Source organism: Paraburkholderia sp. PAMB 6770, assembly GCF_057748135.1.
Window position 1 is genome coordinate 1,030,763 of record NZ_CM173238.1, and the last position, 21,218, is coordinate 1,051,980.

Below are 21,218 nucleotides of genomic sequence, written 5' to 3' on the forward strand. Positions count from 1 at the left end.
GCGCCCGCAGAGGTCAGGCGAGCGCGATCAGCGCGTGCGCGGCGATCGCGATGCCGACCGGCGTGCCGCGCGCGAGTTCGATGCGCCCGCCCACATCGACGAGCAGCGTGTCGTCGGCGGCGCCGCCGATCGCGAGGCGCGTGCGCTCGCCGAGAAACGCGGTGCTCTCGACGGTGCCGCGCAGGTGCGCGTGGGCCGGATCGACGAGGCGCGCGTCCTCGGGGCGAAAGAACAGCTCGGCTGCGGCACCGGGCGTGCGCGCGGCGTGCTGCGCGGGCAGCGGCACCGCGCCGCCGGCGGTCGCGAGCAGGCCGTCGCGCGCTTGCCCGGCGAGCCGGTTCAGCGTGCCGATGAACTGCGCGACCGTGCGATTGGCCGGCCGGTAGTAGATGTCGCGCGGCGCGCCGATCTGCTCGATGCGTCCGGCGCTCATCACGACGATGCGGTCGCCGAGCTCCATGGCTTCCGCCTGGTCATGCGTGACGTAGATCGTCGTGATGCCGAGCGCGCGCAACAGCGCGTTCATTTCGCCGCGCAGCGCGTCGCGCAGCCGCGCGTCGAGTGCGGTGAGCGGCTCGTCGAGCAGCAGCACGCGCGGCTGCAGCGCAAGCGCGCGGGCGAGCGCGACGCGTTGCCGCTGGCCGCCGGAGAGCTGATCGACGGGTTTGTCCGCGTGCGGGGCGAGGCGCATCATCGCGAGCAGCTCGTCGACGCGCGCGCGCACGTCGGGCGCGGCCATCCGGCGGATCTTCAGCCCATAGCCGATGTTGCCGCGCACGTTCAGGTTCGGAAACAGCGCGTAGTTCTGGAACACCATGCCGACCTGGCGACGCTCGATCGGCAGCGCGGTGACGTCGTCGTCGCCGAAGGCGATGCGTCCGCCCGCGTCGGGCGTTTCGAGGCCGGCGATCATGCGCAGCGTGGTGGTCTTGCCGCAGCCGGACGGGCCGAGCAGCACCAGCGTTTCGCCGGCGCCGATCGCCAGGTCGAGCGGTTCGAGCACGCGCGCGCCGCGAAACGTTTTCGCGCAGCGCGTGAGCGTGACGGAGACGGGGGTGGATTTCATCGCGCTTCTCGGGCAGGTTCTCGGGCGGGTTCGGAGGGGACGGCGCGGCCCGCGTGGTCCGCGCGGCGTGCGGCCGGCGCGCTGCGCTGGCCGGTGGCGTCGACGCCGAGCCACTGCATGACCATCAGCAGCGGCATCGTCATCAGGAAGAACAGGATCGTGTACGCGCTGCCCACTTCGATGCGCAGCGACGCGTAGGTATCGGCGAGACCGACCGGCAGCGTCTTCGTGTACGGCGTGTGCAGCATCCACGTCAGGTTGAACTCGCCGATCGACAGCGTGAGCACCGCGAGCGCGCCCGCGACGATGCCGGGCCGCGCGTTCGGCAACACGATCGTCACGAAGCGCTGCAGGAAGCGCGCGCCGAGACTGGCGGCGCCCTCTTCGAGCGTGCGCAGGTCCACGCTCGCGCACACGGCCGCGACCGCGCGGACCATGAACGGCAGCGTGAACACCACGTGCCCGACGACGATGAACCAGACGCTCATGCGAAACACCGTGATGCCGCCATAGACGACCAGCAGGCCGAGCGCCGACGCGAGTCCCGGCAGCGCGATCGGCAGCACCAGCAGTTCCTCGATGACACGCGACGCGCGCGACGGGCTGCGCGCAAGCACATAGCCGGCCGGTACGCCGGTGACGAGCGTGATCGCGAGCGTGGCGAAGGCGATTTCGAGCGACAGGAACACCGACGCGTGGTACTGCGTCCATACCTCGGCGAGCCAGCGCAGCGTGAGGCCGCTGGACACGCCGCGAAAATAGTTGACGGTCAGCCCGGCGAGTACGGACATGATGACCGGCACGATCAGGAACGCGCACAGCAGCAGCGTGACGAGCCACTGGCCGGCGCCGAGGACGGCGCGCGAGGACAGGCGCGGCAGCGGGCGCGGCCGCGCGGCGGGCGGAGCAGGGGGCATCGCGGGTTCGGGGGCGGTGTGCATGAGGGATCGGAAGCGAGGAAGGTCGGCGATCAGGCGCTGGCGGCGACCGCCTGGCCGCTCACGTTGCGCGCGAGCGCCAGCACGAGCCAGGTGACGAGGCCGAGCACGATCGACAGGCCCGCGGCGGTTACCATGTTCGCGTTCAGCGTGAACTCGGTGTAGATCGTCATCGGCAGCACGTCGATGTCGGTGGCGAGCGTGAAGGCGGTGCCGAACGCACCCATCGAGGTGGCGAAGCAGATCGCGCCGGCGGCGACGAGCGCCGGCGCGAGCGCCGGCAGCACGATGTCGCGCGTGATCTGCCACGGCGAGGCGCCGAGCGAGCGCGCGGCCTCTTCGAGCGACGCATCGAGCTTGCTCGCCGACGCCATCACGGTGACGATCACGCGCGGAATCGAGAAGTACAGGTAGCCGACGAACAGCCCTGTCATCGAGTACGCGAACACCCAGCGATCGCCGGTCAGCTTCAGCGTCAGCGCGCCGATCAGCCCCTGGCGGCCCGCCAGCATGATGACCATGAAGCCGATCACGACGCCCGGAAACGCCAGCGGAAAAGTGAGCAGCGCGAGCAGCATCCGCTTGCCGGCGAACGCGCGGCGCGCGAGCAGCAGCCCCGCGATCACCGACAGCACGAGCGTCGTGGCGGTGACCGCGGCCGACAGCAGCACGGTCTCGCCGAGACTCGTCATGTAGCGCGTGTTCGCGAGCAGCGCGCGGTAGGTCGCGAATGCGTCGCCGTTGCCGCTCAGTTGCGCAAGCGCGGCGATCGGCAGCAGCCAGAACGCGGCGAACACCGCGAGCGCCGGCGCGATCAGCGCGATGCGCCAGCGCAGTGCGAACGTGGCGTCGTTCAATGCATCACCTGCAGATACTGTTCGCCAAAGCTTTGCTGATGCGCGGCCATCTTTGCGAAATCGACCGGTTTCGCGCGCGCATAGTCGCTTGCGGGCAGGAATTTCGCGGCGGCCGCGGGGCTCATCGCGCTCGCGCGCACCGGGCGCAGGAACGCATTGGCCCACAGCGTCTGGCCTTCGTCGGAGAGCACGAAATCGAGCACCTTCTTGCCGTTCGCCGCGTGCGGCGCACCCTTGACGAGCCCCATCACGTAGGGCACCGAGATCGTGCCTTCCTGCGGGATCACGAACGCGACGTTCGCGTGGTCCTTGTATTTCGCGCGGTAGGCGTCGAAGTCGTAGTCGAGCAGGATCGGAATCTCACCGGAGAGCACGCGCGCGTAGGCGGTCTGCTTCGGCACGATCGGATCGTTGGCCTTCAGCTTGCGGAACCAGTCGAGCGCCGGCTGGAAATTGTCGAAGCTGCCGCCGAGCGCCTGGTTCACCGCCACCGCGCCCGCATAGCCGACGAACGCGCTCGACGGATCGAGATAGCCGATCATGCCCTTGTACTCGGGCTTGAGCAGATCGGCCCACGAACGCGGCACCGGCTTGCCTTCGAGCGCGTCCTTGTTGACGAAGAAGCCGAGCGTGCCCGAATGGATCGCGAACCAGTAGCCTTGCGGATCCTTCATGCCGGCCGGGATGTCGTCCCAGTGCGCGGGCTTGTACGGCTGCAGCAGCCCCTTGTCCTTCGCTTCGAACGCGGACGACACGCCGAGATAGACGACGTCGGCCACCGGGCTCTTCTGCTCGGCCATCAGCTGCGCGATGGCCTGGCCGGAGTTCTTGTTGTCGAACGGCACGCGAATGCCGGTCTTTTGCTGGATCGCGCGGATCTGGCTGGCCCAGTCGGCCCATTCGGGCGGGCAGTTGTAGCAGATCGCGGTCTCGTCGGCGTGCGCGGCGACGGGAATGCTCAGCGACGCCAGCGCGAGCGCGCAGGCGGACAGCGCGACGGCGGCCTGGCGCGGCAACGCGCCGGCGAGCGCGCATAACAGGGAACCCAGACGGGCGGAACGACGGGTCACGGCAATGCTCCTTGAACGGATGGGACAGGAATAGGGCGGCCTTCGGATCGACGGTCGCGGCGAAGCGGTAGAGCGTTTGCGCGCCGATATGGCTGCGCGCGGCGGCATGCGGCGATGCACGTGGTCATGCACGTGGACATGCACGTGGACATGCAGGCGGCGATGGGAGCGGACATGCAGGCGGACATGCAGGCGGACATGCGAGTGGCGGCGTGTGCCAGCGGGCTCATGCGAAACGCGGCGGCGCGGATTCGCGCGGCGCGGCGCCTGCGTGCGGGATCGCGGCGATCGTCGCGCCTTCGCGCAGCGTGTGCGGCAGCGTGAGGGCGCGCGATGCGTGCGCGTCGTCGTCTTCGATGCGGGCGATCAGGCGCCGCCATGCGGCGCAGCCGATTGCGCGGTTCGGCGCGCATACGCTCGCGAGCGCCGGCTGCAGCAGCTCGCCCATCGCGAGGCCGTCGAAGCCGAGGATCGACATGTCCGTCGGAATCTGCAGCCGCGCGCGGCGCAGCCCGCGCATCACGACCATCGCGAGCAGGTCGTTGCTGCAGAACAGCGCCGTCGGGCGGTTGGCGCTGTGCGCGAGATGCGCGAGCACCGGGGGCGCCAGCTCGTCCGCGTTGAAATCGATTTCGAGCGCGGGCGCGGGTTCGAGTCCTGCCTGCTGCATGGCCTGCACGTAGCCGAGATGGCGCAGACGGGCGCGGTCCGATGCGGCGAGCGTGCCGGCGAGCATCAGGATGCGGCGATGGCCGTGCGCGATCAGCATGCGCACGCCGTCATAGGCGGCGAGGCGATTGTCGACCGAGACCGATGGCCGGCGGACCGTGTCGTTGTGCATCAGCACGTACAGCAGGCCGGCGCGGTCGAGGTCGTCGAGCAGCGGATGCGCGTCGGCATCGGCGACGGTCAGGATCAGGCCTTCGACGCGATGCTCGCGCAGCGTCTCTATTGCATGACGCTCGCGTTCCGCGTTGTACTGCGTGGTCATCAGCATCAGACGGTAGCCTTGCGCGGATGCGAGTTCGTCGATGCCTTGCAGGCAGTCCGCGAACACCGGATTCGCGAGGGTGGGCAGCACGACGCCGATCAGCCGCGTGCGCTCGCCGCGCAACTGGCGGCCGAGCGGACTGGGGCGGAACTTGAGCGCGTCGATCGACTGGCGGACCTTGTCGAGCGTGACCGGGCTGACCGTGTGCGGCGCGTTGATCGCGCGCGACACGGTCGCAATCGAAAAGCCGGCGTGAGCGGCGACGTCCTTGATTGTCGGGGTCATGGCGTTCCTGTGCGCGGTGCGGCGCTGTAAACGTTTTCGCCGACGCATTATCGTGACGCCATATGACCGCGCGATGACGCGGCCCGCGCGGGTTTGGTGCGCACGCGGGGCAATGGTAGAATCCGGTCCGCCCTGCCGGGGTGATGAAATTGGTAAACATAGCGGACTTGAAGCATTGAGTGCCCGACCGGAAACGGCCGGTGCAGAACCCCTCAAATTCGGCGAATCCCCTGACCCGCACTTACGCGCGCGGGTCGAGGCAACGCCGAGCCAAGCCTGCCGCCGCGCGCGCGCGACGGCACGGAAGGTGTAGAGACTAGACGGGGGGCGCCTAAGGCGGCGCAGGCGAAGCAATTCGCCGCGCCGCGATGGCGAAGGCATAGTCCAGCGCACGAACGGAGACGCCGCCCGGCGCGACCGGCGTCGAAAGACGCAGTGTGACGAAAATCCGCCGCTTAACGGCTTGCCGGTTCGAGTCCGGTCCCCGGCACCAGGGCATATTTTCTACTAATGATAATCCTGTGAAGAATTTTTTGGCTGCGGTGCACTCAGTGCTTCGCGCCAACCAATCTCGCGACCACGTCGGCGAGCATGGCCTCGATGTTCGGCTGGATTTCGGATTCGGGCTCGCCGTCCTCGATCTCCTGCATCATTTGCACAAGTTGCGATGCGATCCATAGCCCGAGTGCTGCGCCCGGGTCGCCGGTCTGCTTTGTTTCCTCGCGAAGCAGGTAGCGCCAGTACGCGGATCCGTGCGCGGTGAGCGCGAGTGCCGCACTGAGTGAACGGGCTTCGCGGTCGATCGCTTCGAGTGGATGATCGGCGCCGGGCTCGCCAGCATGGAAGGCGGCGCGCAGGAACAGGATGCGGGCGGCGAACCCGGGCACGAGGCGATTGACCTCGGCGTCGTCTACGAGGGTGGGGCGGCGCGGCGCGCTCATGATGGCCGCAATCCCATCAAGCCGCAGACAGCGGCGAGGCTCGCGGACGGCGCCAGAGGCCCGTACGGCTCGCCCATGAGGGCAGACCGCAGCAGTTCGGCGGCTTCGAGTATGTGGCCGTCGAGAATCTGTCCGGCGTACCAGACGAACGCCGTGCGGATTCCGAGCCGTATCTCGCCGTGGATCTTGAGCGCGTGCATGACGTGCTGGGCGAGCGCGAGCCCTTCCTCGCTGGGCTCGTGGCCGATGATTCTCCCGCTCGCGCGCCGCGCCGCGAAGTCGAGTGCCGCGATCACGTCCGGGTGCGCAGGCGGTTCCATGACGCGCAGCGCCTCGGCGGTGAACTCCGCGATGGCGTCCCGTACGGTCTCCACGTCCATGTCTCCTCCCAACGAGAAAACCCGGCTCGCGGCCGGGTTCGTTGCTTGTCGTCTGCTGCGGCGCTTATTGGGCCGTCTTCGTCCTATGGCGCTCGGCGCGCAGCCGCATGAGGCGCAGCAAAACTTCCGTCGCGCGCTTGCGCTCGGCCGGCGTGAGGTCGCGGGCGTCTAGCTTCTTCTTCCATGCTTCCAATGCGCTCGCGGGCTTCGTCTCGCGATCGGCCGCCATACGCTCCTGCAGCGCGGTCCATTTTCCCGGCACGCTCATGCGGACTCCAGTTCCGGCGCACGAGCGACCTTGCGAGACGAGCCGCCGGTCGCTGCCTTCTTCGCTCGCGCCTTCTTCGCGGGTGCGGCTGCTATCGGCCTGACGGTCAATTGCAGACCCATGACGCCGAGCACTTTTTCGACGGTGGACAGAGACGGATTGCCGCCTTCAGAGAACGAGCGGTACAGGCTCTCACGGCTGACGCCCGCCGAGCGAGCGATTTCCGTCATGCCTTTGGCGCGAGCCACGACGCCGAGCGCATGTCGAATGTGGGCCACGTCGCCGGTCTCGAATGCATCGGCGAGGTAGACGGCCTGCGCCTCTGGCGACCCAAGATACTCGGCGGAATCGAATGCAGAAAGTTCAATTGTCATGATGTCAATCTCCAATCTCGGCGGCAAGCTTGACGGCCGCCTTAATATCTTTCTTCTGCGTGGACTTGTCGCCGCCGCACAGAAGGATTACGAGCACTTCGCCGCGCTGGGTGAAGTAGACCCGGTATCCGGGGCCGAAGTCGATCCGCAACTCACTAACCGGGCCGTCTATGCGCCATCTAACGTCACCGTGAAGGCCGCTGCGCACGCGGTCAATGCGAGCGACGATCTTTGCCTGCACTGCGCCATCCTGCGCGCGAAGCCACTCGCCAAAGACTTTTGTTTGTCGGATTTCCATGTCGCAAATTGTAGCTTATAGGCTACATCTGCGTAAAGTGCAAAATGCCGACCTACCGGGGTTTCCGATGGTCGTAGGGTTCGAGTCCTGCCGCCGGCTTCGAACTGCCGGGCGCGTTTCTGGCCCTAAAGGACGGGGCCTGCCGCGCACCTGTTAATCGGCCCGGCGGCTAATACTTCGCGCCGACCAGGCGAGCGGTAACGTCTTCGAGCAGGTCGGCGAGCTTCTGCCGCACGTCGTCTTCTGTCTCGCCGTCTTCGATCGCGACGAGCAGGCCAACGACCTGACCTGCGACCCAAAGACCCAGGGCCGCGCCAGGCTCGCCCATGTGCAGCGTTTCCGCCGGTAGCAGGACGCGGTAAAGGGCGTTGCCGTGCGCCGTGAGCGCGAGGCTCGACCCGAACGTGCGGGCTTCGGATTCGATCAGCGGGAGCACGTCGCGCGGCCCGATGCCAGCGTGCCAGTCCGCTCGCAGGAGGGCGATGCGCGAGGCGAACGCGCGAACGATGCGCCCGACCTCTGCGTCGTCAAGCGTGGTCGGGCGGCGCTTCGCAACGGGTATGTCAAGCATGATTCATGCGGCGGCCTCCTATGCCTTCGGCGCCCGGCGGCGCTTCTGGACGAACGGCGCGAGTTCGCGCGCAATCGTGAACTACCTCGGGGTTCAGCCGGGGGAGGATGTCAACTTCTGAACGTGTTGCTCGTCCATTGCCGTTCCCCGAGTTTGCAGATCGAACAGTTTTGCACCGACCTGCGCCGTCAGCATCGCTTTCGGTTCGATTCCGATGGACGGTATCGCACGCATCCGGGCCGGCCCGAACCTCGTGCCCGGGTCGCCCCCGGCTTTTTCTGCCCGTTTCCGCGCCTGGCGGTCGGGACCGATGCACGCGTGCGGCGAAGGGCTCGGTCGAATCAGCTGCATAGCGCGCAGACAGACGGTCTCGGGAAAGGAGACGTCACTTGTTCAACTCCCGCCATTTAAGCGTGAGCGAACCAAGCTGAGCCACCGCGACAATGGCAAGAATGGCGAGCAGTATGACGGTGAGGACGAAAAGCGCCTTCACATCGTCGAAAGCCCAATCCGCATGATGTAAATCCAGTTCCTGAAGGATAGCGAGCGTGCGTGGCGCAAGAATCAGGAAAGCGGCGATCGTTACTGCGGTCAGCGGCAACGCTTTGGAAACGATTGCCCGCTTTACCTGCGTTATTTGCGGTCCGCGATTATCGCGGTCGTCGCGGGCTTTAAGCGCAAGCGCCGCGTTGACGTCGGCAAGCCATAGCGTATAGAGCGCGGCCAAGACCGCCAGAACCAGGCTTGCCGCCGAGATCGCGTCCGAAAGATGGTCCGCGGGATTCATGGATATAGCGCCCTCAATGCGCCGAACGAGCCATTCGCGACCACGTAAGTGTCGAATGTACCCGTCTTGCGACGGATCGGTTCGCGTGGGCGCGGCTCCAGGGCCAGCTGTCCGTTCAGGCTCTCGATCGTGATCGCATTCGCGCAGCGTCCCTCCCAATCGCCGCCGGCGTCGGCTTGCGTGCAGGCGCCAAGAAAGCCTCGGGCCGCGCCGTCCATCGCCGGCTTGAGCTTGATGCGGTTGCGCGAAAGCGTCGATCGCAGCAGCGATCGCGCCGACACGCGGGTGAGACTGAACAGGCGCGCGATCGTCTCATCCGACGGGAAATCAGGCAACGCAAGGAGAATCGCGACGAGGCGCGCTTCGCGCAGTTCCGATGCCGATGTCATTGCCTGACCCGCAAACATCTCTACATATTCGCGCAGTGCCGCCGGCGCATATTTTCGGAGTTCGGCCGTCAACTGATTCGGCTTGCAGCGAAGCGTATCGGCTAACGCGTTCATCTCGTCGTCGGTCAATTCGAGTGTCGCGGTTATCGTCAGGTTGGGCATAGCGCGGTTTTCCAGTGCAGAGCGCGACAAAGCCGCACGAGCCAGTGCCAGGCGGCCGCATCATGATTCGGATCACGCGAGATAGCTTACCATCGGCGCGCGCGATTCCCGGTCCGGCGATCATGCGTGCGCTGCGCGCGAGTCACGCCACGATCACCGACGCCTCCAGATTCGCCCGCGCGAACTGCCGCACGTGCTCGATAAACGAATGCAGCAGCAGCGCCGGCGGCCGTTGCGACGGAATCAGCATCGTGAAGTCGATCACCAGTTCCGGCTCGAACGGGCGAAACACGACGCCCTGGCCGTGATAGCCCCACGCGGTGATCGCGTCGACCAGCGACACGCCCGCGCCGGCTTCGACGAACGAGCAGATCGCGTGCGACACCTGGGTCTCGATCTGCACGTTCAGCTCGACGCCGTGCGCGGCAAAGAGCGCATCGATCTCCAGCCGCGAGTCGAGCGTGCGCGGATGCGCGACGAAGCGCTCGCCCGCCAGGTCGCGCGGGCGGATCGTCGCGCGCCGCGCGAGCCGATGTCCCGCCGGCAGCGCGCAGACGGTGCGCGTCGAGATCAGCCGCTCGCCGTGCGCGCTCGGGTGATTCATCGACAGTATCGCGATGCCGAGATCGCAGCGCTGCCCGACCACCATATCCACCACCGAGCGCGACGAGTGCATCAGCAGCGAGACGTGCGCCTCGCTGTGCGTGCGCAGATAGTCGGCGATCGCCTGCGGCAGGAACGCATGCGAGATGGCCGGCGCCGCGACGATCTGCAGCGTGCCGCGCTGCAGTGCGCCGATTTCCGACGCCACCCGCGCAATCCGCTCGATGCCCGACAGCGAACGCTGGACCTCCTCGAATAGCGCCTGCGCTTCCGGCGTCGGATAGAGCCGCCCCTTGACGCGCTCGAACAGCGAAAAGCCCAGCGATTGTTCAAGGTCGGCGAGCAGCCGCGTGGTCGCCGGCTGCGAGATGTGCAGCATCTCGCTCGCGCGCGTCACCGTCTGGCAGAGCATGATGGCGCGAAACGCCTCCAGCTGGCGCAGCTTCATGGTCGCGTCCTTCCTCGTTCCCAAGATGTATAACAAAACATTATTGTCGATGGAAAAAAAAGAATTTCACAAGCCTTTTTGACGCTTCTATCTTCGGCGTTGCCCAAACAATCAGGCAGTATCCGGGGTTTCCCTTAATCATAACGTTGTGTGTTCGAAAACGTCGTCGGCCTCGCTGCGGCCGATCCTGCGTTGAGGAGAGGAAATGAAAGTGATCAAGCTCGCCGCCGCCGCGCTCGCCGTTGGCGCATCGCTCGCGGCATCGGTTGCCTGCGCGGACCCCACGCTGTATGTCGGCTCGTACGGCGGCTCGACGCAGGACGCGTTCGAGCACAGCATCATCCCCGCGTTCGAGAAGTCGCATCACGTCCATATCGTCTATGTGCCGGGCAATTCGACCGACACGCTCGCGAAGCTGCAGGCGCAGAAAGGGCATGAGGAGCTGAATGTCGTGCTGCTCGACGACGGTCCGATGTATCAGGCCGAGCAGTTCGGCTTCTGCGACAAGCTCGCCGATGCGCCGGTCTATCACCAGCTCTATCCGCTCGCGAACATGGGCGGCAGCGCGGTCGCGCTCGGCGTCGTCGCCACTGGCCTTGCGTACAACCCGGATGCGTTCAGGAAGGCAGGGCTGCCGCCGCCGGATTCGTGGGAAGCGCTGACCGATCCGCGCCTGAAGCAGAAGATCGCGGTGCCGCCGATCTCGAACACGTACGGGCTGCAGGCGCTGCTGATGTTCGCGCATCTGAACGGCGGCAGCGCGACCGACATCAAGCCCGGCTTCGACGCGATCATCGGCAAGGTCGCGCCGAACGTACTCGACTGGGAACCGTCGCCGGGCAAGATGACCGAGCTCTTCCAGGACGGCGACGTGATGCTCGCGGTGTGGGGCAGCGGCCGCGTCGTGACGTTCCAGAAAACGGGCTTCCCGATCCGCTTCGTCTATCCGAAGGAGGGCGCGATGGCGCTGATGACGGCGGTCTGCCCGGTCAGGCAGAACGCGCAGCCCGCGCTGTCGCAGCAGTTCGTCCAGTATCTGCTGAGCCCGCAGGTCCAGCAGGTGCTTGCGCAGACTCAGGCATGGGGCCCGGTGAATCGCGACACGCAGCTTTCGCCGGCGGTTGCCGCAACCGTGCCGTATGGCCACGCGCAGATCGCGAAGCTCGTGACCACCGACTGGACGGTCGTCAACGCAAAACGCGACCAGTGGACCAACGAGTGGAACCGGCGCGTCGAGCGCTGAGCAACGGCAATGAGCTTCCTGCGACTTGAGAACCTGTCGAGGCAGTATGGCGACACGCGCGTGGTCGACGCGCTGTCGCTCGACGTCGAGCGCGGCGAGTTCGTCTCGCTGCTCGGCCCGTCCGGATGCGGCAAGACGACCACGCTGCAGATGATCGCCGGCTTCGTCGTGCCGAGCGCCGGGCGCATTCTGCTCGACGGCCGCGACATCGCGCGGCTCGCGCCCGAGAAGCGCGACATGGGCGTGGTGTTCCAGAGCTACGCGCTGTTCGCGCACATGAGCGTGGCCGACAACGTCGGCTTCGGGCTCGAAATGCGGCGCGTGCCGCGCGCGGAGCGGCTCGAACGGATTCGCGCCGCGCTCGCGCTGGTGCACCTCGACGGGCTCGAACGGCGTTATCCGCGCGAACTGTCCGGCGGCCAGCGGCAGCGCGTCGCGATTGCGCGCGCACTGGTGGTGCGGCCGCAGGTGCTGCTGCTCGACGAGCCGATGTCGAATCTCGACGCGAAACTGCGCGAGGAAATGCATATCGAACTGCGCGCGATCCAGCGCCAGCTGGGCATTACGACGATCCTCGTCACGCACGATCAGGTCGAGGCGATGACGATGAGCGACCGGATCGCGGTGATGCACGGCGGGCGCATCGTGCAGCACGCGGCGCCGTTCGATGCCTACGAGCGGCCCCAGTCGCCGTTCGCATCGACCTTCCTCGGCCGCACCAATGCGTTTTCCGGCACGGTGCTGGAGCGGCGCGGACGCTGCTGCGTCGTGCAGCTCGGCGAGCGCACGGTGCAGGTGCCGCACGAGGGGCGCGAGTTCGGCCGCGACGTGCGCGTCTACGTGCGGCCCGAAAAGCTGCGTGTCGCGCAGGCCGGCGGCGGCACGCTCGAAGCCACGGTGCGCACGCGGCTCTTTCTCGGCAATCACTGGATGCTCGAAGTCGACAGCACGCTCGGCGCGTTTCGCGTGAGCCTGCCCAATGTCGGCGCGCCGCCGCCCGAAGAGGGCGAGCGCGTCGGCCTGGCGTGGTCCGACGACGATCTGCGCATTCTCGACGTGGAGCGCGCTCATGGCTGATCTGACGCTTCACGCAGGCGCAGCGCGCGAGGCACGCGCCGCCAGCCGCGCGGCATGGCTGCTGGCCGCACCTGCGCTGCTGTTGTTCGTCGGGCTGCTGATCGTGCCGATGGCTTTGATCGCGATTCTCTCGTTTCACGCGTTCGACGGCACGCGCGGCATTCTGCCCACGTACACGCTCGGCAATTACATCGAAGTACTAACCGATCCGTACTATCACGCGATTTTCGCGCGCACCGCGCTGCTCGCGCTGCTCGTCACCGCGCTGTCGATCGTGCTCGGCGTGCCGGAGACGCTGATCATCGCACGCATGCGGGGACCGTGGCGCAGCATCTTCCTGCTGGTGATCCTCGGGCCGCTGCTGATCTCGGTGGTCGTGCGCACGCTCGGCTGGGCGATCCTGATGGACCGCGAGGGGCTGATCAACAAGGCGCTGCTCGCGCTGCACCTGACCCGCTCGCCGGTGCAGCTGCTGTTCACGATGACCGGCGTGACGATCGCGCTCGTGCATGTGCTGGTGCCGTTCATGGTGATCTCGGTGTGGGCGTCGCTGCAGAAGCTCGATCCGCAGATCGAGAACGCGGGCCGCTCGCTCGGCGCGCCGCGCTTCACGGTGTTTCGCCGGATCGTGCTGCCGCAGCTGCTGCCCGGCGTGCTGTCGGGCAGCATCATCGTGTTCGCGCTGTCGGCCTCGGCGTTCGCGACGCCGGCGATCCTCGGCGGCCGGCGCCTGAAGGTCGTGGCGACCGCCACCTACGACGAGTTCCTGAGCACGCTGAACTGGCCGCTCGGCGCGTCGATCGCGGTGCTGCTGGTGGTGGCGAACATCGCGATCATTCTCGGCTGCAACCGGTTGATCGAGCGGCGCTTTCGCGCCGTGTTCGAGTCCTGAGCGGAGGCCCATGATGCGTCGCAACGGTTGCTTTTCACTGCTTTATCACGGGCTGTTCATCACGTTCATGCTCGCGCCGCTGGTGGTCGTGATCGCCGTGTCGTTCACGAGCCTCGGCTACATTTCGCTGCCCACCCACGGGTTGTCGCTGCGCTGGTTCCGCGCGCTCGCGCAGGCCGACGACTTCATCAGCGCGCTGTGGCTGTCGCTGCGCCTCGGCGCGCTCGCCGCGAGCGTCGCGGTCGTGCTCGCGGTGCCGGCCGCGCTCGCGTTGACGCGCTACCGGTTCACCGGGCGCGGCGTGCTGACGAGCTTTTTCATGTCGCCGCTGATGATTCCGTACGTCGTGCTCGGTGTCGCGTTTCTGCGCTTTTTCACGCTCGCGGGCTTCGACGGCTCGTTTTTCTGGCTCGCGCTCACGCACGTGATCGTCGTGATGCCGTACGCGCTGCGGCTCGTGCTCGCGGCGGCGACCGGCCTCGAACGCGACGGCGAACGCGCCGCGCGCTCGCTCGGCGCGCACCACCTGACCGCGTTTCGCCGCGTGGTGCTGCCTGCGCTGCTGCCCGGCATCGCGGGCGGCTGGATTCTCGCGTTCATCACGAGCTTCGACGAACTGACGATGACCGTGTTCGTCGCGACGCCGGGCACTACGACGCTGCCGGTCGCGATGTACAACGACATCGCGCAGAACATCGATCCGCTCGTCACGTCGATCTCGACGCTGCTGATCGTCGGCACCGTGCTCCTGATGATCGTGCTCGATCGCACCGTCGGGCTCGACCGCGTGCTGATCGGCAAAGGGTAGGGGACGCGTTCGTCCGCGGCGGGGCGGGTTGCTGCCGGCCGCCGCGAACGGAGCGCGAAGCAAACATGACACTCATCTACTGGCCATGAATTCGACAGATGTAATCGTGATCGGCGGCGGCCTCGTCGGCATGTCGGTCGCGTATGGGATCGCGCGCGCCGGCGACGTGCGGGTGACCGTGTTCGACGAGGGCGACGATGCGTTTCGCGCGTCGCGCGGCAATTTCGGCCTCGTCTGGGTGCAGGGCAAAGGCGGTGGCCTGCCGCGCTACGCGCGCTGGAGCATGGAGTCCGCCGGACTCTGGCCGCAGCTTGCCGAGGCGCTGCGCGAGGAGACCGGCGTCGACGTGCAGCTCAGTCAGCGCGGCGGCTTTCATCTGCTTCATTCGGAGCACGAATGGCGCGAGCGCGAAACGCGGCTGAGCCAGCTGCGCGAAGCGCTCGGCGGCGCGTATCCGTACGAGATGCTCGATCATGCGGCGCTCGCCGCGCGGCTGCCCGGAATCGGGCCGCAAGTGCTCGGCGCGAGCTACACGCCAATGGACGGTCATGCGAACCCGCTGAAGCTGCTGCGTGCGCTGTACGACGCGTGCGCACGCCAGGGGGTCGAGCGGGTGCGCGGCGAGCGCGTCGAGCGCATTGGGACGGTGGCGGGCTGCTTCACCGTGCGCACCGCACGCGGCACCTGGCAGGCGCCGAAGCTCGTGCTCGCGGCCGGTCTCGGCAACGCCGCGCTTGCGCCGCAGGTCGGCCTGCATGCACCGGTGAAGCCGAATCGCGGGCAGGTGCTGATCGGCGAGCGCACCGCGCGCTTTCTCGACCATCCGACCACGTATGTGCGTCAGACCGACGAGGGCACGATCCAGCTCGGCGACTCGATGGAGGACGTCGGCTTCGACGATTCGACGACGACCGGTGTGCTCGCAACGATTGCGCAGCGCGCGGTGCGCTCGTTCCCGGCGCTCGCGAGCGTGCGGCTCGTGCGCGCATGGGCGGCGTTGCGCGTGATGAGCCCGGACGGCTTTCCGATCTATCAGCAGTCGGCCGGACATCCGGGCGCCTTCGTGGTGACGTGCCACAGCGGCGTGACGCTCGCCGCCGCGCACGTGTCGCGCATTGCCCCGTGGATCGCCGGCGGCGCGGCGCCGGATGCGCTCGACGTTTTCGCGGGAGACCGCTTCCTGAATCCACAACGGACTTTCGATCATGCCCACTAGCAGTCTCTTTACCCGCATGGCGCGTGCGGGGCAGCCGCCCGCGCAGGTGCGCATCGAACTCGACGGCGCGTCGCTCGCGGTGCCGGCCGGTTGCAGCGTGGCCGCGGCGCTGCTGGCGAGCGGGGTCGCCTGCTTTCGCGAAACGCCGGTCAGCGGTGCGCCGCGCGCGCCGTACTGCATGATGGGCGTCTGCTTCGAGTGCCTGATGGAGATCGACGGCGAGCCGAACCGGCAGAGCTGCCTGATCGAGGTGCGCGACGGCATGCGCATCCGCACCCAGCGCGGCGTGCGCGCGCTCGACCTCGGCGAGGAGACGCGCGATGACGCCTGAACGGATCGATATCGCCATCGTCGGCGCGGGGCCGGCGGGGATGGCGGCGGCGAGCGTCGCCGCGCAGGCCGGGGCGTCCGTCGTGCTGCTCGACGAGCAGGGCTCGCCCGGCGGCCAGATCTATCGCGCGATTGCCCAGGCGCCGCAGCGCCGGCTGGAGATTCTCGGGCCCGACTACGCGGCGGGCGGCGCGCTGCTCGACGCCTTCCGGCGCTCGGGCGCGCGGCACGAAGCGGGGGCGGCGGTCTGGCAGGTGACGCCGCAGCGCACGGTCCACTATCTGCAGGACGGCCGGGTCAAATCGTTGCAGGCGCAACAGGTGATTCTGTGCACGGGCGCGCTCGAACGGCCGTTTCCGATTCCCGGCTGGACCTTGCCCGGCGTGCTCACCGCGGGCGCCGCGCAGATCCTGCTGAAAAGCGCCGACACGGTGCCGGGCGAGCCGGTCGTGCTCGCCGGCTGCGGTCCGCTGCTGTACCTGCTCGCCTGGCAGTATGTGCGCGCGGGCGTGCCGGTGCGCGCGATCGTCGATACCACCGATGCGGCGGACAGGCGTCGCGCGCTCGCGCACCTGGGCGGCGCGCTGGCCGGCTGGCGCTATCTGCGCAAAGGTCTCGCGATGATGCGCGCGCTGCGCGCGGCCGGCGTGCCGTTGCGGCAGGGCGCGACTTCGCTGGCGGTCGAAGGGGAGCGCGCCGCGCGTGCGCTGACGTTCGTGATCGACGGCCGGCGCGAGCGCATCGAGAGCCCGCTCGTGCTGCTGCATCAGGGCGTCGTGCCGAATACGCAGTTCAGCTGGTCGTTGCGCGCGCAACATCGCTGGGATGACGCGCAGTTGTGCTTCGTGCCCGTCACCGATGCGTGGGGTGCGCTGAGCGTACCCGGCATCTCTGTCGCGGGCGACGGCGGCGGCATCGGCGGCGCCCAGGCGGCCGCGCTGCAGGGGCGTCTGTCGGGGCTCGCGGCGCTGGCCGCGCTCGGGCGGCTCGCGGCGGCCGAGCGCGACCGCCGTGCCGCGCCGCTGCGCCGCGAACTGGCCGCGCATCTGCGCGTGCGGCCGTTTCTCGACGCGCTGTACCGGCCGAAGCCCGAAAACCGCGTGCCGACCGACGATCACGTCCTCGTCTGCCGGTGCGAAGAGGTGAGCGCCGGCACGCTGCGCGAACACGTGAAGCTCGGCTGCACCGGCCCGAACCAGGCCAAGTCGTTCGGCCGCTGCGGGATGGGGCCGTGCCAGGGGCGGCTATGCGGCCTGACCGTCACCGAACTGATTGCGGACGCGCGCGGCGTATCGCCCGCGGAAATCGGCTACTACCGGATCCGGCCGCCGATCAAGCCGATCACGCTCGGCGAACTGGCGCGCGACGCATGAGTGCCGCATGGCATGCGCCGTCCGGCGCACGGCGGCTCGCGCAAGGGGCCGACGTGCTGGTCGTCGGCGGCGGGCTGCATGGATTGTCGAGCGCGTTTCATCTCGCGCGCGCCGGCGCGCGCGTGACCGTGCTCGAAGCCGAATATTGCGGGCGGCACGCATCCGGGGTGAACGCGGGCGGCGTGCGCACGCTCGGCCGGCACGATGCGGAGATTCCGTTGTCGCTCGCGTCGCGCGCGCTCTGGTATCGGCTGCCCGAACTGCTCGGCGACAGCGGCGGCTTCGTGGCGAGCGGCCAGCTCAAAGTGGCCGCCGACGACGCGGGTCTCGCGATGCTGCGCGCGCGGGTCGATCATCTGCACGCGCTCGGCTACACGCATGAAGTGCTGATCGATGCGCACGCCGTGCGCGAGCTGCTGCCGAGCGTTGCGCCGTGCGTGACGGGCGGCATCTGGGTGCGCGAAGACGGTCACGCGCTGCCGTTTCGCGCGGTCACCGCATTCCGGCGCGCGGCGCAGGCGCTCGGCGTGACGATCCACGAACGCACGCGCGTCGATACGCTGCGCCACACCGGTGCGCATTGGGAAGCCGAGGCCGGCACGCGGCGCTTCACGGCCGAATACGTGGTCAATAGTGCGGGCGCATGGGCGAGCGGATTCGCCGCGCAAGTGGGCGAGCCGGTGCCCGAGGAGCCGGTGGCGCTGCTGCTCACGATCACGCATCGGGTCGCGCCGTTCTGCGAGCCGGTGGTCGGCTTCGCGGGCCGCACGCTGTCGTTCAAGCAGTTCGACAACGGCACCGTGCTGATCGGCGGCGGGCTGCGCGGCACTGTCGACCAGGAGGCGCGTTGCGGCGACGTCGATTTCGTGCAGCTCGCGACCAACGCGCGGACCGCACTCGATCTATTCCCGCATCTGCGCGACGTCGGGATCAATCGTGTGTGGGCGGGAATCGAGGGCTTCATGCCGGACGGCATTCCGGTGCTGGGCCCGAGCCGCACGATGCCGAAGCTCGTCCACGCATTTGGTTTTTGCGGTCATGGTTTCGAGCTCGGACCGATCGGCGGCAGCATCGTGGCCGATCTGGTGATGACCGGGCATACCGCGCTGCCGATCGGGGCGTTCGCCATCGACCGGTTTGCGGCTTCATCCGCCGGACTCCGATCCGGTTTCAACGCAGGGAAAGAGGAACAGACATGACCACGATTCAACGGTTTCAATCGAACGCGCGCCTTAGCCGGATTGTCGTGTATCAGGGCGTTGCGTACGTCGCCGGGACGACCGCCGCCGATCGGAGCGGCGACGTGCTCGCGCAGACGCGCGATGTGCTCGCGCAGATCGACGGCTATCTCGCGAGCGTCGGCACGGACAAGTCGCGGCTGCTTTCAGTGCAGATCTGGCTGAAGGATATCGACCGCGACTTCGCGGGGATGAATGCCGCGTGGGCCGAGTGGATTCCGGCCGACGCCGTGCCGACGCGCGCGACGTGCGAAGCGAAGCTCGCAGCCGCGGATATTCTGGTCGAGATCATCGTCACCGCGGCGGCGTGACGCGCCGGGCGACGCCCGGCGGCTGCCGCGGCCGGCCGGGCGCGGCCGCTCGCGTGCGCAGCCGCACGCGAGCGGTGCGGCGTCAACCCGTCAGCGCGGTGTTGTACGTCGTGCCCCCGATCACGACATTGCTCAGCGTGATCGCATTCGTGTTGTCCACGAACACGGGGCCGGCGGTGGTCGTCGTCGCCGGTCCCACGCAGACCGGCGTGCCGAGATTGCAGTCGGAGATCGTGACGCCGGTGATCGGCGGCACCGACGGCACCGGCAGCGGACCGTTATAGTCCGCCGCCACCGGTCCCTGCGCGACGATCGCCTGGAAGCACGAGTTCGTCCCCGCGGAGAAGCCCGACGGCATCGTGTACGACACGCTGCCCGACACGTTGGTCGCGCTCACGTTCGAGATGTTCACGTTGTTGATCGTCGCGGGGTTCCAGCGCACTGCGTCGCCGCTCGGCTGGTAGTCGCAGTCGAATGTGATCAGTCCGCCCTGGCCGGTCGACGGGCTGCCGGCAAGACCGAGCGGCCCCGTGCCGGTCACCGCGCCGGGGTAGCTCGCGCCGAGCGCGTGGCCGCCGTAGGCGCCCGCGAGGTTCACGCCGTTGGGCAGTGTGACGCCGGTGATCCACACGTTGTTGATATAGCCGCCGCGGTTCATGTTGGTCTTGAAGCGCAGTGCGATGTTCAGCGGATTGCTCGCCCAGTTCTCGTTCTGCATCGTCAGGTTGCGCGCGTAGACGTTCTCCACGCCCGCGCTCATTTCGCTGCCGATCGTGAGGCCGCCGTGCCCGCTTTGCATCGTGCAGTTCTGGATCACGATGTTCTGCATCGGGCCGTACTCGGTGTCGAGGCACTTGCCGGACTTGATCGCGATACAGTCGTCACCCGTATTGAACTGCACGTTCTGCACGAGCACGGTATTGCACGCGTCCGGATCGAAGCCGTCGTTGTTCGGGCCGACGCTGTCGGCAAACACGCCGTCGATCACGAGGTTCGTGCAGTCGGCCGGATGATGCTGCCAGAACGGCGTGTTCTGCGTATGGTAGTTCTGCAGCAGCACGTTGGTGCAGCCGACCAGCTCGATCATGCAGGGCCGCAGGTAGTGGCCGTTGCCGAAGATGCGGTTCAGCACCGGCACGCCCAGCTCGGAGAGCGCCGGCAGATAGTTCTGGTCCTGGTTCCAGCCCGATACCGTGACGAGGTCCATCAGCGTCGTCGTCGTGCCGTCCTGGTTCGTGAACGACACGTTCGCCTGCGGGTTCGTGACCTGGGACGAGGGCAGGCTCGTCAGCGCGGTGTTGTTCGGGTTCGCGTAGGCTTGCGACGGCGTGGACGAGCCCGCGTAGCCGTATTCGTTGCTCGAACCCTTGAAGGTCCACCAGCACGAGGTCGGCGCCTGGGTGCTCAGCTGGATCGGCGTCATCGCCTGGCCGTTGAGCACGCAGGTGTTGTCGTCGGCGGTGAGGCCGATGTTCTGCTGCTGGTACGCGTACACCGGCGCGCCGAAATTCAGGCAGTCGTTGCCCTGCCAGCGGCTCCAGTAGAGGTTGCCGTTCGCGGTCGGATATGCGCCGTTTTTCGCGTAGTCGGCCGGGTTCGGGCTGAAATAGATCGTGCAGCCCGAGCTCAGATGGAAGTTCACATTGCTCAGGAGTACGATCGGACCGCCGCAGTACCAGTTGCCGGCCGGCACCACGACGCGGCCGCCGCCGGCCTGGTTCGCCGCGCGGATCGCGGCGTTGAACGCGGCGTAGGAATCGTACTTCGTGTCCGTGTAGTCGCACGGCACCATCACGTTCGAGCCCGGGCTTTGCAGGTCGTTGGTCGGGTGCGCGCTCTGCTCGGCGCCGCCCGTCACCCAGGGAATCGTTCCGCCCGGCCAGGCCGTGGACTGGATCAGCGCGGCCGCGGGCAGCGCCTGGGCACCGTAGGCCGTTACCTGAAAATCGACCGACATGAACATCGAGGTCGTGATGTTCGAGAGCTTGTTGATGATGGCCGTTGCCGCGCCATTGGTGCCCCAGATCGGGTCGGAGGAGGCGGCGGAAGGCGTCGTGCCCGTGCCGCCGGTGGTGGCGGCGCCCACGCTGCCGCTCGTGCCGCCGCATCCGGGCAGTCCGGCCAGCAGGCCGGCGCTGGCCGATGCGCCGGCGAACACGAGAAATGCGCGACGGCGCGGCGACTGCGGATGCGCCTGGGGCGCACCGTTACGGGGATCGTTGGCGTGATCGGTCATAAGGCACTCGTCTCCTGGTTGAGTTGTGTTCTCGGACTCGCGCGCGGTCTGCCGGCGCATTTCCCA

Annotated in this window: 24 protein-coding genes; 9 read left to right on the forward strand and 15 right to left on the reverse strand. The window is 67.8% G+C overall.

The window, feature by feature from the left end; all coding sequences use genetic code 11:
• Nucleotides 1–13: 13 nt before the first annotated feature.
• From AC3AP7_RS04830 to AC3AP7_RS04895, 14 genes are all read right to left on the reverse strand, one after another.
• Entirely contained in the window at nucleotides 14–1,066 is a 1,053-nt protein-coding gene (locus tag AC3AP7_RS04830) for an ABC transporter ATP-binding protein (protein WP_475765055.1), read from the reverse strand.
• Nucleotides 1,063–1,983, reverse strand: a complete 921-nt coding sequence (locus AC3AP7_RS04835; RefSeq protein WP_475767769.1) for an ABC transporter permease — start codon at nucleotides 1,981–1,983, stop codon at nucleotides 1,063–1,065. Before AC3AP7_RS04835 ends, AC3AP7_RS04830 begins: the two co-directional genes overlap by 4 nt.
• 53 nt (nucleotides 1,984–2,036) lie before the next feature.
• On the reverse strand, nucleotides 2,037–2,861 hold the full coding sequence (locus AC3AP7_RS04840) for an ABC transporter permease (protein WP_475765053.1): 825 nt from the start codon (nucleotides 2,859–2,861) through the stop codon (nucleotides 2,037–2,039).
• Nucleotides 2,858–3,931, reverse strand: coding sequence for an ABC transporter substrate-binding protein (locus tag AC3AP7_RS04845; protein WP_475765051.1), 1,074 nt, complete (start codon nucleotides 3,929–3,931; stop codon nucleotides 2,858–2,860). Before AC3AP7_RS04845 ends, AC3AP7_RS04840 begins: the two co-directional genes overlap by 4 nt.
• A 226-nt stretch (nucleotides 3,932–4,157) precedes the next feature.
• A complete protein-coding gene (locus tag AC3AP7_RS04850; protein WP_475765050.1) occupies nucleotides 4,158–5,207 on the reverse strand; it encodes a LacI family DNA-binding transcriptional regulator in 1,050 nt (349 codons plus the stop codon).
• Nucleotides 5,208–5,755: 548 nt separating this feature from the next.
• Nucleotides 5,756–6,148, reverse strand: coding sequence for a hypothetical protein (locus AC3AP7_RS04855; protein ID WP_475764789.1), 393 nt, complete (start codon nucleotides 6,146–6,148; stop codon nucleotides 5,756–5,758).
• Nucleotides 6,145–6,528 (reverse strand): hypothetical protein, encoded by a 384-nt coding sequence (locus AC3AP7_RS04860; protein WP_475764788.1) that lies wholly within the window; start codon nucleotides 6,526–6,528, stop codon nucleotides 6,145–6,147. Before AC3AP7_RS04860 ends, AC3AP7_RS04855 begins: the two co-directional genes overlap by 4 nt.
• 64 nt (nucleotides 6,529–6,592) lie before the next feature.
• On the reverse strand, nucleotides 6,593–6,796 hold the full coding sequence (locus tag AC3AP7_RS04865) for a hypothetical protein (protein ID WP_475764787.1): 204 nt from the start codon (nucleotides 6,794–6,796) through the stop codon (nucleotides 6,593–6,595).
• Nucleotides 6,793–7,170 (reverse strand): addiction module antidote protein, encoded by a 378-nt coding sequence (locus AC3AP7_RS04870; RefSeq protein WP_475764786.1) that lies wholly within the window; start codon nucleotides 7,168–7,170, stop codon nucleotides 6,793–6,795. Before AC3AP7_RS04870 ends, AC3AP7_RS04865 begins: the two co-directional genes overlap by 4 nt.
• 4 nt (nucleotides 7,171–7,174) lie before the next feature.
• Nucleotides 7,175–7,468 carry a type II toxin-antitoxin system RelE/ParE family toxin gene (locus AC3AP7_RS04875; RefSeq protein WP_475764785.1) on the reverse strand — a complete coding sequence of 98 codons (294 nt, stop codon included), beginning with the start codon at nucleotides 7,466–7,468 and terminating at the stop codon, nucleotides 7,175–7,177.
• Between the two features lie 169 nt (nucleotides 7,469–7,637).
• Complete coding sequence (locus tag AC3AP7_RS04880) at nucleotides 7,638–8,039, reverse strand: hypothetical protein (protein WP_475764784.1); 402 nt, start codon at nucleotides 8,037–8,039, stop codon at nucleotides 7,638–7,640.
• Nucleotides 8,040–8,424: 385 nt separating this feature from the next.
• Entirely contained in the window at nucleotides 8,425–8,826 is a 402-nt protein-coding gene (locus AC3AP7_RS04885; RefSeq protein ID WP_475764783.1) for a hypothetical protein, read from the reverse strand.
• Nucleotides 8,823–9,377: a hypothetical protein gene (locus AC3AP7_RS04890; RefSeq protein WP_475764782.1), complete on the reverse strand. Its 555-nt coding sequence runs from the start codon at nucleotides 9,375–9,377 to the stop codon at nucleotides 8,823–8,825. Before AC3AP7_RS04890 ends, AC3AP7_RS04885 begins: the two co-directional genes overlap by 4 nt.
• Nucleotides 9,378–9,519: 142 nt before the next feature.
• Complete coding sequence (locus AC3AP7_RS04895) at nucleotides 9,520–10,428, reverse strand: LysR substrate-binding domain-containing protein (RefSeq protein WP_475764781.1); 909 nt, start codon at nucleotides 10,426–10,428, stop codon at nucleotides 9,520–9,522.
• Between the two features lie 205 nt (nucleotides 10,429–10,633).
• Here AC3AP7_RS04895 and AC3AP7_RS04900 point away from each other — a divergent pair, with 205 nt between their 5' ends.
• The 9 genes from AC3AP7_RS04900 to AC3AP7_RS04940 all read left to right on the forward strand — a co-directional run bounded on the left by AC3AP7_RS04900 (nucleotide 10,634) and on the right by AC3AP7_RS04940 (nucleotide 18,916).
• Nucleotides 10,634–11,671, forward strand: a complete 1,038-nt coding sequence (locus AC3AP7_RS04900; protein ID WP_475764780.1) for an ABC transporter substrate-binding protein — start codon at nucleotides 10,634–10,636, stop codon at nucleotides 11,669–11,671.
• 9 nt (nucleotides 11,672–11,680) lie between these two features.
• Nucleotides 11,681–12,748, forward strand: a complete 1,068-nt coding sequence (locus AC3AP7_RS04905; RefSeq protein ID WP_475764779.1) for an ABC transporter ATP-binding protein — start codon at nucleotides 11,681–11,683, stop codon at nucleotides 12,746–12,748.
• Nucleotides 12,741–13,640: an ABC transporter permease gene (locus AC3AP7_RS04910; RefSeq protein ID WP_475764778.1), complete on the forward strand. Its 900-nt coding sequence runs from the start codon at nucleotides 12,741–12,743 to the stop codon at nucleotides 13,638–13,640. The genes AC3AP7_RS04905 and AC3AP7_RS04910 overlap by 8 nt, the downstream gene beginning before the upstream one ends.
• 13 nt (nucleotides 13,641–13,653) lie before the next feature.
• Nucleotides 13,654–14,448 (forward strand): ABC transporter permease, encoded by a 795-nt coding sequence (locus tag AC3AP7_RS04915; RefSeq protein ID WP_475767767.1) that lies wholly within the window; start codon nucleotides 13,654–13,656, stop codon nucleotides 14,446–14,448.
• An 85-nt stretch (nucleotides 14,449–14,533) separates the two neighbouring features.
• Nucleotides 14,534–15,664 (forward strand): NAD(P)/FAD-dependent oxidoreductase, encoded by a 1,131-nt coding sequence (locus AC3AP7_RS04920; RefSeq protein ID WP_475764777.1) that lies wholly within the window; start codon nucleotides 14,534–14,536, stop codon nucleotides 15,662–15,664.
• Nucleotides 15,654–15,995 carry a (2Fe-2S)-binding protein gene (locus AC3AP7_RS04925; RefSeq protein ID WP_475764776.1) on the forward strand — a complete coding sequence of 114 codons (342 nt, stop codon included), beginning with the start codon at nucleotides 15,654–15,656 and terminating at the stop codon, nucleotides 15,993–15,995. The genes AC3AP7_RS04920 and AC3AP7_RS04925 overlap by 11 nt, the downstream gene beginning before the upstream one ends.
• Entirely contained in the window at nucleotides 15,985–17,367 is a 1,383-nt protein-coding gene (locus AC3AP7_RS04930) for an FAD-dependent oxidoreductase (protein ID WP_475764775.1), read from the forward strand. The genes AC3AP7_RS04925 and AC3AP7_RS04930 overlap by 11 nt, the downstream gene beginning before the upstream one ends.
• Nucleotides 17,364–18,566 carry an NAD(P)/FAD-dependent oxidoreductase gene (locus AC3AP7_RS04935; RefSeq protein ID WP_475764774.1) on the forward strand — a complete coding sequence of 401 codons (1,203 nt, stop codon included), beginning with the start codon at nucleotides 17,364–17,366 and terminating at the stop codon, nucleotides 18,564–18,566. Before AC3AP7_RS04930 ends, AC3AP7_RS04935 begins: the two co-directional genes overlap by 4 nt.
• A complete protein-coding gene (locus AC3AP7_RS04940; RefSeq protein WP_475764773.1) occupies nucleotides 18,563–18,916 on the forward strand; it encodes a RidA family protein in 354 nt (117 codons plus the stop codon). Before AC3AP7_RS04935 ends, AC3AP7_RS04940 begins: the two co-directional genes overlap by 4 nt.
• 82 nt (nucleotides 18,917–18,998) lie before the next feature.
• On the opposite strand, the gene AC3AP7_RS04945 is transcribed toward AC3AP7_RS04940, so the two are convergent.
• Nucleotides 18,999–21,152, reverse strand: coding sequence for a glycoside hydrolase family 28 protein (locus tag AC3AP7_RS04945; protein ID WP_475764772.1), 2,154 nt, complete (start codon nucleotides 21,150–21,152; stop codon nucleotides 18,999–19,001).
• Between the last annotated feature and the right edge of the window lie 66 nt (nucleotides 21,153–21,218).

Excerpts from the sequence above, each read along its gene's own strand:
- AC3AP7_RS04830 (WP_475765055.1), bottom strand. The coding sequence starts at position 1,066 with ATGAAATCCACCCCCGTCTCCGTCACGCTCACGCGCTGCGCGAAAACG.
- AC3AP7_RS04835 (WP_475767769.1), bottom strand. The coding sequence starts at position 1,983 with ATGCCCCCTGCTCCGCCCGCCGCGCGGCCGCGCCCGCTGCCGCGCCTG.
- AC3AP7_RS04850 (WP_475765050.1), bottom strand. The coding sequence starts at position 5,207 with ATGACCCCGACAATCAAGGACGTCGCCGCTCACGCCGGCTTTTCGATT.
- AC3AP7_RS04855 (WP_475764789.1), bottom strand. The coding sequence starts at position 6,148 with ATGAGCGCGCCGCGCCGCCCCACCCTCGTAGACGACGCCGAGGTCAAT.
- AC3AP7_RS04860 (WP_475764788.1), bottom strand. The coding sequence starts at position 6,528 with ATGGACGTGGAGACCGTACGGGACGCCATCGCGGAGTTCACCGCCGAG.
- AC3AP7_RS04865 (WP_475764787.1), bottom strand. The coding sequence starts at position 6,796 with ATGAGCGTGCCGGGAAAATGGACCGCGCTGCAGGAGCGTATGGCGGCC.
- AC3AP7_RS04870 (WP_475764786.1), bottom strand. The coding sequence starts at position 7,170 with ATGACAATTGAACTTTCTGCATTCGATTCCGCCGAGTATCTTGGGTCG.
- AC3AP7_RS04875 (WP_475764785.1), bottom strand. The coding sequence starts at position 7,468 with ATGGAAATCCGACAAACAAAAGTCTTTGGCGAGTGGCTTCGCGCGCAG.
- AC3AP7_RS04880 (WP_475764784.1), bottom strand. The coding sequence starts at position 8,039 with ATGCTTGACATACCCGTTGCGAAGCGCCGCCCGACCACGCTTGACGAC.
- AC3AP7_RS04885 (WP_475764783.1), bottom strand. The coding sequence starts at position 8,826 with ATGAATCCCGCGGACCATCTTTCGGACGCGATCTCGGCGGCAAGCCTG.
- AC3AP7_RS04890 (WP_475764782.1), bottom strand. The coding sequence starts at position 9,377 with ATGCCCAACCTGACGATAACCGCGACACTCGAATTGACCGACGACGAG.
- AC3AP7_RS04895 (WP_475764781.1), bottom strand. The coding sequence starts at position 10,428 with ATGAAGCTGCGCCAGCTGGAGGCGTTTCGCGCCATCATGCTCTGCCAG.
- AC3AP7_RS04900 (WP_475764780.1), top strand. The coding sequence starts at position 10,634 with ATGAAAGTGATCAAGCTCGCCGCCGCCGCGCTCGCCGTTGGCGCATCG.
- AC3AP7_RS04905 (WP_475764779.1), top strand. The coding sequence starts at position 11,681 with ATGAGCTTCCTGCGACTTGAGAACCTGTCGAGGCAGTATGGCGACACG.
- AC3AP7_RS04910 (WP_475764778.1), top strand. The coding sequence starts at position 12,741 with ATGGCTGATCTGACGCTTCACGCAGGCGCAGCGCGCGAGGCACGCGCC.
- AC3AP7_RS04915 (WP_475767767.1), top strand. The coding sequence starts at position 13,654 with ATGCGTCGCAACGGTTGCTTTTCACTGCTTTATCACGGGCTGTTCATC.
- AC3AP7_RS04920 (WP_475764777.1), top strand. The coding sequence starts at position 14,534 with ATGAATTCGACAGATGTAATCGTGATCGGCGGCGGCCTCGTCGGCATG.
- AC3AP7_RS04925 (WP_475764776.1), top strand. The coding sequence starts at position 15,654 with ATGCCCACTAGCAGTCTCTTTACCCGCATGGCGCGTGCGGGGCAGCCG.
- AC3AP7_RS04930 (WP_475764775.1), top strand. The coding sequence starts at position 15,985 with ATGACGCCTGAACGGATCGATATCGCCATCGTCGGCGCGGGGCCGGCG.
- AC3AP7_RS04935 (WP_475764774.1), top strand. The coding sequence starts at position 17,364 with ATGAGTGCCGCATGGCATGCGCCGTCCGGCGCACGGCGGCTCGCGCAA.
- AC3AP7_RS04940 (WP_475764773.1), top strand. The coding sequence starts at position 18,563 with ATGACCACGATTCAACGGTTTCAATCGAACGCGCGCCTTAGCCGGATT.
- AC3AP7_RS04945 (WP_475764772.1), bottom strand. The coding sequence starts at position 21,152 with ATGACCGATCACGCCAACGATCCCCGTAACGGTGCGCCCCAGGCGCAT.